Here is a 12465-nt window from a genome sequence, read left to right as displayed (position 1 = left end):
CACTGCAATTATAATGATACTTAATCAGCTTTACTTTTGAATTACAAACGTTACTGAATATTGAGGTGTTGTATAGTCAGGAGTTAAGAATGAACCAAACAATCGATATTTTGATGGCGCATAAATCAATTAGAAAATTTACTGATGAACCCATAGGAAATGACGTTCTGCAAACTATCGTTAAAGCAGGTCAAGCTGCCGCTAGTTCAAGCTTTCTGCAAGGTGTTACGATTATTAGAGTAACAGATATGACCAAACGCAAGCAATTGGCGGCAGTCGCAGGAAATCAAGCTCAAGTTATGTCCGCGCCGGAATTTTTGGTCTTTTGTGCTGATCTTAACCGTCCAATAAAGTGTTGTGAGGCACATGGTGGTACGCCCACAAAAGGTTTTACTGAGCAGTTTATAATCTCAACTGTCGATACAGCGCTTTATGCTCAGAATGTTGTTGTTGCGGCGGAAGCACTCGGATTGGGCATTTGCTATATTGGCGCTATTCGCAATGATCCGTCAGAAACTAGCGCCCTGCTAAAGTTACCATTAAATGTGTATCCAGTGTTTGGTTTGTGCATTGGTCATCCGGCTGAAAACCCTGAAGTTAAGCCGCGATTGCCCCTTTCAGTTATATTAAAAGACAATATTTATGATGCTTCAGAAGAGGCAGAGCAGATTGACGCTTATGACAGTATCGCACGAGAGTATTATGCGACTCGGAGTGGCAATAAAAAATCTCAAAGTTGGAGCGAACAAATGGCGGGTCTTCTTGAGAAAGAGTCACGGCCTCACATGAAACAATTTCTTGCTGATCAGGGTTTTGAGATGAAGTAGTCCCTTGTCTGGGAACCGTGAGCCCTTCGGCTTAGGCTTAATCAGGTGTGATGTTTTATGAGTCCTCACTGATTGCCAGAAATTATATTGTCCTCCAAGCCCCCACAACGTTGAGCAAGTCTTTCCGAAATAGGCTACGGGATCAGTAACCCTGCCCCAAATTACCCAGCTTTAGGGCTATAGTATGTGGTTCTTGGCTCCGGAGCCTTTGCACGAGCCAATGGTACGGCAGGGTCGCCAGCCGATCTAGGCCACCATCCTCATCGAAATTTGACGACTTCAAAACGAAACTAAAGGTTTGTTTGTTTCTTGCTGAAACAATAACCTTGCTTTAGTTCATGAAAAGGCCCAGTGTAATCTGAGATTTAATTAGTATGTGTCTTAGCGCAGAAAATTAAAGCAGTGCAATGCAAACCGTTGCAACTGATTGCTTAGTAAAAATCAACATAAGCAAACTATCGTGCATTAGATACAGTTTAATCACTATCAAGCTTTTACAAGCAACCCTTTGTGTTGTTTGGAATTTTGATGATGATTTGTCACGCATCAGAGATAGCCAATTTCCCTGAACCACTTTTTGACTGTGGGTCAAGGGAATATCTTTTGCCAATCAAAATTACCATTTGGAGATAAATGAAATGTCAAAGGGCAACAGTCGCAAAGGCAATCGAGAAACCAAAAAAACAAAAAAAGAAAAACCGAAAGTTTTGGCAACATCCAACACGATGACTAAATCAGCACTGCTGGAACTTGGTTCAAAAAAAGGTAAATGAAATGAAGAATATCCTCATATTTTCAATCGTCTCACTATTTCTTTCAGTCGCCGCGCAAGCGGAACAATTTAATTTTAGCAAATCAAATGATAGCTACGTTTCCTTAAGCGAGTGCCTCTATGCCTTATCAAAGGGCACCAGACTTTTAAAAGGAGATGGAGAGGTTTTTATTTATAACAACAGTGTCTACGACATGTCTTTTAACAAAGAGCAAACATTTGATTGCGAGTTGATAGGTGAGCTAATTGAATAAGAAATTCCTTACATAATTGATGTGTATAACCTGAAAATCGAGATGGGATAAAGTATGTCTAATGAACGTAAAAATATGAACGATGCTGCGCTAAAAAAACTTGGTGTTAAACGGGTTTCGTCAGATAGCTATCACGTAGGCACATATAAATATTTAAGGCTAGATGATGCCCTAGCGGAAGCAAAGCGAGCTAGTGAGAAGAAAAATAGTTCAACCTCGCAATGATAGAATATTGCTCTAAGCGTTTGGTAGTTTTTAATTCTGGAGAAATCAAAGCGGCCTTGGGCACTTCTGGGATGTTCTCATGACGAAAGGAGACCTGAAATTGTGATAAAACAACTTCATCCTGTACCCTCAACAGTGAGTGGCTCAGAAAACATAATAAAGATAGACTTTACCAACTCTCAAAATCAAAGAAAGCTAAAGACAAACCAGATAATTGAGATAATAACAGTACCCAACCCTGATGGACGTAAAAACCAAAAAAATGTTGCGATCACAATTAATGCAAAATTAATTCATAGCATTCTCTCGAAAAAATATTCAAAAGTTAGCATCACAGAAATTAGTACACTTGAATGCTTAACTAAATTGGCAAAAAGAAAACCAGATTTGGTTTTTTCGGGTGTAAAGTATTTCGAATTTGAAGAAAATCAAATTTGGCTGAATGATTTTCTTGAACTAAATCATATTCGTTATATCGGATCGAACCATGCCGCTTTAGATCGTGAGCACCATAAAGGCTTTGCAAAATCAATTGTAAAACAAGCCGGGATTCTCACTGCAGATTATGTCATAATAAATACCAACAAAGTCTCTGTAGATAACAATATGAACATTCCTTATCCGGTTTTCGTAAAACCTGTAAGGGGTGGGGATAGCATTGGGATTGACGATTTATCACTTGTTTTCGACCGAAAACAACTTGACGCTAAAGTCGATCAAATTTGTAACGTCCTAAATTGTGACGCTCTAGTAGAAAGTTATTTAACCGGTAGAGAGTTTAGTGTTGGAATCCTTGAAGACGAAAGAACCAACTTACTAACCGCTATGCCGATTGAGATAATAGCCCCTAAAAACGAACGTGGTCATAGAGTATTAGACCATGAGATCAAAAGATTAGATCAAGAGACTGTCAGAAAAGTTAAAAACAAAACTCTTCATAAGAAACTATCAGAGGTAGGAAAATCTGCGTTTAAAGCTCTTGGTGGTCGGTCCTTTGGCAGAATAGACATAAGGTTATGCGCAAAGGGATTGCCACATTTTGTTGAAGCTAATTTAATGCCTGGCTTGTCCAAAGGCTATTTCTATCGATCTTGTGCCCTAAACCTAAACATGACTTACGATGACATGATTTTATTACTATGCAGCAATCGACTAAATAGTTGATTAAGGGATAAATTCCCTCAAATACAAAATCGTCCTGCTATTGTTCGCCAATGCAGACCAGCTAGGGATGATTAAGTGTATAGTGGGTGTCAGAAAATAGAATGTTGGCACTCACTTTAACCTATAAACTCATCATTTCATAATAGCCCACCAGCCCGCCGTTCCACCAAACAATCAAGTAAACTGCGAGGCCCGAGTGCCAAGGTCACAGATCCAAGCCCCACCCCGTTGAGCAAGTCGTTTTGAAACAGGCTACGGGATCAGTAACCGTGATCGAATGTGGAGTTCAATATGAAGTCCGGATTGGGTGGCTAGAATTCATACTTTAGTTCGCCGGCTTACAGACGCCTTGAAGCCTGTACCACTGCCATATACCTAAATCATTAAATCTGGTTGTGTGGGTCTAGCTTTCATAGCGCGTTTCGCCGCGCCGACTTGTATCGGTTGTCAGTTCGGTGAATAGCGGAGCATGGGCGCGCTGTGAGCAGGCTTTTCTAAGGCAAAGATGGCAGTTAATACCAATCTGGCTGAAAGATCGCTCGGCTGAATTGGCAAGGCCCGAGGTGTAAATCAATTTGTCAGCATGTTTAATCTCGCATCCAAGAGATATTGATAGCCGGCGATCCTGCGTATCATGACTGTAAACCGGTCGCTCAGTTGTACAGCTTAGCGTAAAGAATTGTTCACCATCTGGAAGCTCGACAAATTGGGGCAGAATCACGCCAGGCATGCGAAAGGCAGTATGGATATTCCATACAGGACAAGATCCCCCATGTTCAGCGATGTTAAAGCTCGTCGCGTTAAATCGCTTGGTGACATTGCCTGCCTTATCGACACGCAGAAAGAAGAAAGGCACACCGCGGCGTCCATGCCGTTGCAGGGTTGTAAGCCGGTGACAGACTTGTTCAAAGGACACCAGAAATCCAGAAGCAAGACGATCAATGTCATAGCGACTTTTTTCGGCCAAAGAGATGAATTTTTCATATGGCATCAGAAAGGCGGCGGCAAAATAATTGGCCAGTTCCACCTGACAGCGCGCTATATTCGTTGGCGTCCCAAAATTGCTATTGGCTGTTATTTTGTCCAAGATATCGCTAAATTCGACAAAACATAAAGTATGTGCCAGCTGAAAGGTGCGGTTCTTGTGATCTAGCGCTTCGGAAAGCTGAATCTCATTTGATGCGGTGTCAAAAACACGCAAAGCGCCATTCATCGATTCAACAGGGATAATGCTGATCGAAATACCATGTTTGTTTTTAAGACGAGCCTTGAGCATCGCATAGGCATCGTCTGAGTCATAGTTCTCTTCGGCGGCTAATGTCTCTGCTGCCCTTTCCAAAGTGTCAAAATGGTTCAGATTGTCACGGAAGAAATCATGAATCATGGTTTCTGGTGATGTATCGAGTATTTCTTTGGGCATGCGCTCGCTGCCAAGCTGCATGATCTTTTCCATCGATGTGCGATGACTGTGATAAAGCTTTATAAAATTATCTATCAAACGCGGGGCATGATCGATGGCAGAACGTAATTCATCAAGATCGGGCGGTGTGCCTGTAAAGAGAGGGTCTTGCAAAATATTGCGAAGATCGGAAAGAACTGTCGTGTTTTTTTCCAGAACGACATCGCGCCAATCAACATTATATTCATCGGATAAGGCCATCAAAACCTGAACTGACAGGCTCCGTTGGTTTTTTTCCAGCAAATTTACATAGGCAGGGCTGATGCCAAGTTTTTCAGCCATTTGCGCCTGCGTTTGCCCGCTGTCACGGCGTAATTGACGAAGTCTGGGTCCGATGAATGTTTTGCGCATGACGACCTCTTGAATAGTAGAATATTTACAAATTAACATAAATTTTTTTAGTTATATACACCTTATACACATTCACACTAAAATACGTGCAAGCGATCAGGTTTTGGTTAAGGCTCATTATAGGAGATAACCAAATGGAGAGTGGAAATGATTGGAAATAGAACGCTTGCTGTTCCCGGACCAACAAATATGCCTTTTCGCGTACGTCAGGCTATGGACGTTGCATTAGAGGATCACCGTGCGCCTGATCTTCCTGATTTTACATTGCCATTATTTGCCGATCTTAAAAAAGTTTTCCGCACCGAAACAGGAACAGTGTTCGTGTTTCCCGGTTCTGGTACAGGCGGATGGGAAGCAGCTTTACGTAACACACTAAGCGCAGGCGATGGCGTCCTGGCCTCTTCATTTGGTCAGTTTTCTGATCTGTGGGTGCAGATGTGCCGCCAGCTCAATCTGAACGTGACGTGTATTGATCAAGAATGGGGTAAAGCGACGCCAATCGATGCTTATCGTGATGCGCTTGCGGCTGATAAAAACCATTCTATTAAGGCGGTACTTGTATGTCATAACGAAACCGCCACAGGTGTGACCAGTGATGTAGCCGCGGTGCGACGCGTGATGGATGATCTTAATCACCCTGCCATGCTTTTTGTTGATGGTGTGAGTTCGATTGGTTCGATTGAATTTAACATGGACGAATGGGGCGTTGATGTCGCTGTATCCGGATCACAAAAAGGGTTCATGCTGCCAACGGGTCTGGCGATCGTCGGGGTCAGCGAGCGGGTGCTTTATGAAATAAAGAATGTGTCAACGCGTGATGCGGATACCTATTTGGGCTGTGGTTATTTTGATTTCCATTACATGGCCGAGACCAACCGAACAGGCTATTTTCCCTATACACCAGCCATGACGCTGATGCGTGGATTACGGGCATCGGTTGATATGCTGTTGGAAGAAGGTCTGGATAACGTCTTTGCACGTCATCATCGTTTGGCCGAAGGTGTGCGCCAAGCGATCACAGCATGGGGATTGCGTAACTGTGCCGTGGATCAAGCTAATTTTTCAGATACGGTAACGGCGATCCTAGTGAATGAAGATTGTGATGCCAATGATGTGATCAAGGCAGCCTATCATAATTATGGTGTCTCGCTTGGTGGCGGTCTTAGCAAAGTGGCAGGCAAAGTGTTCCGGATCGGGCATTTGGGCTGGCTTAATGAAGCTATGGTGCTACAGATGCTGGGTGGTGCGGAAATGGCTATGCGTGATGCTGGCATTCAATTTGACGCCGGATCAGGTGTTGGTGCCGCGGTAACCTATTTTACCGATACACATGCCGAGAAAGCAAAGTTACTAGCTGCTGAATAATCCTATTATAGAACTCCCTAGACTTGTGAGCAGGTTGGCAAATTATGCCAGTCTGTTCATTTTTTTGGCTGGGTTCCTATATGATTATGCCGTTATAAAATGGTCAGGTGAGCATGAGCTATGGGCAGGGCTTATTTAATATACGCCTGCAACTTTACCCCGCATTTGAATCAGGCCAAGAACTACATCTATCGTAGGTGTTGGTGTATCCGTAATGCGGCCAAGCTCTTTAACTGAACCGACCAAGGCGTCGATCTCCATAGGGCGTCCCATATCCAGATCCTGCCACATCGAGGTTCTGTGCGCGCCAACAGCCGCACCGCCTTCGATGCGTCTATCCACATCAATCGGGAATTTGACACCCAATTTTTCGGCGATTTCCTGTGCTTCAAGCATCATATTACGCGCAACTATTCTTGTGCTTGGGTCAGTGCATAAAATATCAAGCGTTGCATGGGTAAGTGCCGATATCGGGTTAAAGGAAAGATTGCCCCATAATTTAACCCATATTTCGTCTCTGATACGCGGGCGCACAGGCGCCTTCAGGCCTGCCTCGGAAAATATCTTGGATAAAGTGACGATCCGGTCAGATTTTTGCCCGTCAGGCTCGCCAAGCGAAAACCGGTTACCTTCAATATGTTTAATTACACCAGGTTCGACGACCTCTGCGGCCGGATAGACAACACAGCCAAGAACTTTTTCTGGGCCAAATCCATTCCATTGAGCACCAGCAGGATCAACAGATGCAAGCTGGGTGCCTTCAAGATCGCCGCCAAGCTTGTAAAAATACCACCATGGGACACCGTTCACACAGCTTAAGATCGTTGTATGTTTGCCAATGAGAGGCGCCATTTTTTCAACCATCGGCGGCACGGAATGCGCTTTCAAGGTGATAACCAGATAATCTTGCTCACCTAAATCTGCTGGATCACTTGACGCGTTGACGCGCACATTTGTTTCACCTGTTTCGTCTATAAGGCGCAAGCCATTCGTGCGCATGGCGTCCAGATGCGGCCCGCGTGCAACAAGGCTGACATCGGTGCCATGGGCAGCCAGCTTGGCGCCAAGATACCCACCGATGGCTCCTGCACCAAAGATACAAATTTTCATGATTATTCCTTTCTGTCGCGCTGTTAGACGAGGCCTAGCTTTTCGGCCAGTCCAATACGTTGCATCTTGCCCGTAGCGCCTTTTGGTATTTCATCAAGAATAACAACTTTGCGTGGCACTTTAAAATCAGCCATACGGGTTGCGGCAAACGCGCGAATATCCTGTGCAGTTGCCTCTTGGTCAGCTTTTAAAACAAGCGCGCAAGCGACTTCCTCGCCCAATTTATCATGCGGCATTGCGAATGTGACAACCTGCGCCACGGCGGGATGATCCATCAAAACTTCATCAACTTCAAGCGGACTGACTTTTTCACCACCACGATTGATGATTTCCTTTAACCGTCCGGTCAGACTGAGATAACCATCCTTGTCAAAGGTACCCTGATCGCCGGTGCGAAACCAACGTGATCCATCAGCGATGAAAAAGCTGGCTTCATTAGCGGTAGGGTTATTTTCATAGCCCGGGGTTACATTGTCGCCCGAAATCACAACTTCACCAACCGCGTCAGCGCCCAGCAATTCATTTTTGACTTCATTGGCAATGCGTACAAGTGGTCCAGCCTCAACTCCGACAGCACCTGGCTTTTGCGGTCTTGGTGGCAGAGGGTTTGACGCCATCTGATGCGCAGCCTCGGTCATGCCATAGCTTTCAATAACAGGTGCGCTAAAGGTGTCCACAAGTTCGTGCATGACTTGTGAAGGAAGCGATGCTGATGATGAGCGCAGGAACCGTAAGTTCAAATTTGTGATGACATCCTTGTTGCGGTCTGCACGGCTTAAGATGGCCTGATGCATTGTCGGAACTGCTGTATACCAGCTGGGATTGACCTCCTTTATCACCGAAAAGAACCGTAGAGCGTCAAAACCGCCTGTACAACAGACAGATGCCCCAGCCACAAGCGAGGCCGACACCGCCGCCAATAAGCCGTGAATATGGAATAAAGGCATTATGTTCAGACAGCGATCTGCGGGGGTTAGTGCCAGTGTATTTTTAATATTGGTAGCTGATGCTGCCAGATTTGATTGTAGCAAAGGTACGATCTTTGGACGTGATGTGGTGCCTGATGTATGCAGAATTAAACCAACATCATTTTCATTTGTTGCGCTTTTGTCGCATTGCTGATCATTCGTTTCAATAGAGCTAGCCCCCACACTATCCGGGGTCAGGTCAAAATATCCAGCGTTTGCATCGGTGCCGCTATGCGCGCGCAATATTCTCAAATTAACAGCTATCGCCGCATCAAGGGCAGGGCCTGTATAATCATGCGGCAGGATAATGGCCTTTGCCCCTAAATCCTGAAGATAGAATTCATATTCATCCTGACGATATGACGGGTTAAGTGGGGCGGTTACAGCGGTCTGCATAACAGTGATAAAGGCGGTCGCCATTTCAGGTCCATTTGGCATAACAATGGCAACTCTATCGCCGCGCCCGATATGGCAATCATGAAGCGTGTTTGCCACATTCTGTGCCAAATCTTGAAGCCCGCCATAGCTTAGCCAGGGACGCCCCGGGGCGCCAATAGCTGGTGCGTCTTTGGGGTGCAGCGAAATGAGAGAAGAAAGCGTTGTCATGACATCTATCCGTTAAGAACTGGTTGTGGATTTTTGATCGAATTGAGATAGGCGTAGATATTTAATCAGTGGTAATAGAAAGAAAAACAAAGCCAAACACATGAATGTTCCCGATAAAGGGCGTTCGAAGAATGCCAAAACATTGCCCTGTTCGGCAATCAAAGTTTGCCGAAAGCTTTTTTCCATCAGCGGGCCCAGTACAATCGCCAATACTAAAGGTGCCAGAGGATAGTCTGCTTTGCGCAAAATATAGCCAGCACCACCAAAGGCAATAATAAGCCATACATCATGCATTTTCTGGCTTGGGGCAAACCCACCAATGATACATAGCACCAGCACAAGAGCGCATAGAACGGTCGCCGGCATCCGCAAAGCCCATACAAACAAAGGTATCAAAGCAATATTGATAATGACCGATGCAAAATTGGCCGTATAGAGCGAGCTGATCAGCCCCCACACAAAATCAGGCTGTTCGATGAATAGCATGGGGCCAGGTACCAATCCCCAAATAACCATGCCCCCAAGCAAAAGTGCGGTGGTTGGTGATCCCGGAATGCCCAAGGTAAGCATCGGCAATAATGACCCCGTTGAGGCCGCATTATTCGCTGTTTCCGGTGCGGCGACACCCTCAATATTCCCTTTGCCAAAGCTGTCAGGGTTCTTTGATGAGGACTTGGCCATACCATAAGCCATAAGCGAGGCAGGTGTCGCCCCAGCGGCGGGTAACATGCCAACAAAAAACCCAACGAAAGAGCCCAGCGTCATGGTTTTCCATAATTTTGCAAGCTCACGCAAACCTGCGCCCAATTCAGCAAAGGTGATGCGGGCATTGGTGACCTCGGTGTTCTTCTTTGATGTTTCGATGGTGTAGAGAACTTCACCAACGCCATAGACGCCAATGGCCAGAACAAGAAAGCTTATTCCTGAATAGAAGCCCGGCATATCAAAGAAAATCAGGCGTGGTTGTCCAGATATTAGATCAAGGCCAACAGTCGATAGAACCAGGCCAAGCATGATCATCACCATGGTTTTATAGACATTGTCATTGCCCAGACCAACAAAGGTCGTGAAAGCAAGTAAAACCAGAGCAAATTCTTCTGCGGGACCAAAGGCAAGCGCGACATCGGCAAGCGGCACAGCAAAAATGGTGAACAAGATAACGGATACAGTACCGCCAACAAAAGACGCAACAGCCGATGTGATCAAGGCCAGTCCAGCTTTGCCCTGTTGCGCCATTGGCCGGCCATCAAAGGTCGTGGCAACGGCGGTTGAAGCCCCCGGAATACCAAGCAATATAGAGCTTACCGCCCCACCATACATAGCGCCATAATAGATAGCGGCCAGCAAAATGATGGCAGATTCGGGTGGCACCAGAAAGGTCAGCGGCAAAACGATTGCAACGCCATTCACCGATCCCAAGCCGGGCATGGCGCCAATAAACAGACCAGCTGTGACACCAGCAACAACAATCATGATGTTAAATAGAGACAGTGATGTTGAAAAACCGTCTAACAGTAAGCCTAGCGTTTCCATTCATCTGATCCTTAAAAAAACAAATTATAGAGGGGGAAGAAAAGCGGTTCGGTTATCCCCTTTGGCAATAGGATTTTCAGCGTTACCTCAAAGAAGAAGAACACAAAGACCGGCGTTACCAATGTGATGATTGCGGTCAACTTCAGACTGTGCTTGCCGAAGATGCGTAAATACCAAAACAGGAATAATAAGAGCGCTACATAAGTTCCAAGCGTTGCCATGATGGCGACAGTAACAAAAACAGCACAGCTGACTTTTATGACAGCTGAGACAGTTTCGGGCTCAAAGAAAGGTTTCTTTATATTTTCGGTATTTTCTTTGGATGCTCGGAGCGCACTTATCAGTACGCCTAATGCACTCAAAAATAGAATTGCTGAAAGCCAAAAGGGAAATGCACCCCCACCAGGCCCATCACTAGGCACCCAGCCGATAGGCAACTCTTTGGCATGCCACATAAAGTAGATCGACAAGCCCATGAGAGCCAAAGCTATAGTTTTATCGGCGCGATTCATAAGGCATTCCCCCTATTAATCCGATAGCATTATTGAGAGGGCACGCCCTCTCAATAACTTGAATGATGTCTATCTGATTAAATGATCTTACATGTTTTTTAGAATATCGGCATGCGCCGCACGTTCTGCCAAGAAATATGCCTGCAATTCGTCACCGCTGAGGAAATCAGTCATCAGAGCCTTTTTGGAGGCATAGGTCTGCCATTCTTCTGTCTGAGACAGTTTCTTGAACATTTCCACATAATAGGCGACAGCCGCATCAGGCATTGAAGCCGGCGCAACAAAGCTGCGTTGCATATAATATGTCATCGGATGACCAAGTTCAGCCATAGTTGGCACATCTGGGAATACCGCAAGGCGCTCTGGTGTGAAGGCGGCAATCGGACGAGATTTACCAGCCTCGAAAAAGCCCATTTGTTCTGACGGATTATTTACAGTGCTGTCGATATGACCACCGACAAGGTTTTTGGCAACAGTGCCGCCACCTTTGAATGGTACATAGATATGCTTTATGCCAAATTCCTTTTCCAGCATGGCCGTGATTAAGCTGTCTTCCTGACCGGTGCCGGTACCGCCCATTTTCCATGTGCCACCAGCCGCCTTAACCGCAGCAACATAATCATCAAGTGTTTTGATGTCGCTATCAGCGTTAACCCAAAGTACAAAAGTATCAACAGCCATACGGGCGATTGGTGTGAATTCTTCGATATCAACGCCAATATCAGTACGCAAAGGCGTTGTGTAATAGCTATTCAGCGTCGCCATCAGCACATGGGGATCACCTGACTTGTCTTTCAGATACCGCATGGCCTCGGCACCTGAGCCGCCACCTTTATTGATTGGCAATACAGGCATTGATGCGAGACTTTCTTTTTGAATAATAGATTGAAACAGACGTGCGAGGCGATCAGCGCCACCACCCTGTCCAGCCATAATGACCATTTCGACCGGTTTAATAGGCTTCCAGTCCGATGCATAGGATGGCATTGAAGCCATTAAAATAGCCAAACCACCCAGGGCGCATTTGGTAAGCATTTTTGAAGTTTTGGTAATCATTTTTTATTTTCCCCTCATTTTTTTCATTTCCGTTGATAAATTGGTAGGCAGGGAAAAATGATTAATAAACCAAAAAAATGTTAATTTGTAATCTTTTACAAACTATTTATTAACATTTTACAAACTTACTTTGAATCACTTTACAACTCATAGATTTTTTCTATTACTCATTAAAATATAGATAAACACCTGATTATAAACACAAAACTTTAACGCTATATTCTCTCAAAATTATCGCCACAGAAAATTGTAATATTGAGGCG

The 12465-nt window shown here is 45.0% G+C and carries 11 protein-coding genes; 5 read left to right on the top strand and 6 right to left on the bottom strand.

Annotation, left to right across the window (positions count from 1 at the left end; genetic code table 11):
- Positions 1–89 precede the first annotated feature (89 nt).
- From nfsA to SAR116_RS06190, 4 genes are all read left to right on the top strand, one after another.
- Positions 90–827, top strand: a complete 738-nt coding sequence (gene nfsA / locus SAR116_RS06200) for an oxygen-insensitive NADPH nitroreductase (protein ID WP_013046090.1) — start codon at positions 90–92, stop codon at positions 825–827.
- 638 nt (positions 828–1465) lie between these two features.
- Positions 1466–1600, top strand: coding sequence for a hypothetical protein (locus SAR116_RS13860; protein WP_013046089.1), 135 nt, complete (start codon positions 1466–1468; stop codon positions 1598–1600).
- Positions 1601–1907: 307 nt separating this feature from the next.
- Entirely contained in the window at positions 1908–2078 is a 171-nt protein-coding gene (locus tag SAR116_RS13710) for a hypothetical protein (protein WP_190275473.1), read from the top strand.
- A 102-nt stretch (positions 2079–2180) separates the two neighbouring features.
- Complete coding sequence (locus tag SAR116_RS06190) at positions 2181–3242, top strand: D-alanine--D-alanine ligase family protein (protein ID WP_049757494.1); 1062 nt, start codon at positions 2181–2183, stop codon at positions 3240–3242.
- Positions 3243–3645: 403 nt separating this feature from the next.
- On the opposite strand, the gene SAR116_RS06185 is transcribed toward SAR116_RS06190, so the two are convergent.
- Positions 3646–5052 (bottom strand): helix-turn-helix domain-containing protein, encoded by a 1407-nt coding sequence (locus SAR116_RS06185; protein WP_013046087.1) that lies wholly within the window; start codon positions 5050–5052, stop codon positions 3646–3648.
- 147 nt (positions 5053–5199) lie between these two features.
- On the opposite strand from SAR116_RS06185, the gene SAR116_RS06180 reads away from it, so the two are divergent.
- Positions 5200–6417: an aminotransferase class V-fold PLP-dependent enzyme gene (locus SAR116_RS06180; RefSeq protein ID WP_013046086.1), complete on the top strand. Its 1218-nt coding sequence runs from the start codon at positions 5200–5202 to the stop codon at positions 6415–6417.
- A 135-nt stretch (positions 6418–6552) separates the two neighbouring features.
- Here SAR116_RS06180 and SAR116_RS06175 read toward each other — a convergent pair whose 3' ends face one another.
- The 5 genes from SAR116_RS06175 to SAR116_RS06155 form a co-directional block, all read right to left on the bottom strand.
- Positions 6553–7527 (bottom strand): 2-dehydropantoate 2-reductase, encoded by a 975-nt coding sequence (locus SAR116_RS06175; RefSeq protein WP_013046084.1) that lies wholly within the window; start codon positions 7525–7527, stop codon positions 6553–6555.
- Between the two features lie 23 nt (positions 7528–7550).
- On the bottom strand, positions 7551–9101 hold the full coding sequence (locus tag SAR116_RS06170; protein ID WP_013046083.1) for an acyl--CoA ligase: 1551 nt from the start codon (positions 9099–9101) through the stop codon (positions 7551–7553).
- Between the two features lie 12 nt (positions 9102–9113).
- Positions 9114–10634, bottom strand: a complete 1521-nt coding sequence (locus SAR116_RS06165) for a tripartite tricarboxylate transporter permease (protein WP_013046082.1) — start codon at positions 10632–10634, stop codon at positions 9114–9116.
- An 11-nt stretch (positions 10635–10645) separates the two neighbouring features.
- The gene (locus SAR116_RS06160; protein ID WP_013046081.1) at positions 10646–11146 is read right to left on the bottom strand and encodes a tripartite tricarboxylate transporter TctB family protein; all 501 of its coding nucleotides are present in this window, start codon (positions 11144–11146) and stop codon (positions 10646–10648) included.
- Between the two features lie 87 nt (positions 11147–11233).
- Positions 11234–12202 carry a Bug family tripartite tricarboxylate transporter substrate binding protein gene (locus SAR116_RS06155; RefSeq protein WP_013046080.1) on the bottom strand — a complete coding sequence of 323 codons (969 nt, stop codon included), beginning with the start codon at positions 12200–12202 and terminating at the stop codon, positions 11234–11236.
- Positions 12203–12465: the final 263 nt, after the last annotated feature.

The organism is Candidatus Puniceispirillum marinum IMCC1322, assembly GCF_000024465.1.
Taxonomy (GTDB): Bacteria; Pseudomonadota; Alphaproteobacteria; order Puniceispirillales; family Puniceispirillaceae; genus Puniceispirillum; species Puniceispirillum marinum.
The sequence above is the reverse complement of the archived record's forward strand: the minus strand, read 5'-3'. Positions and strand labels throughout refer to the sequence as shown.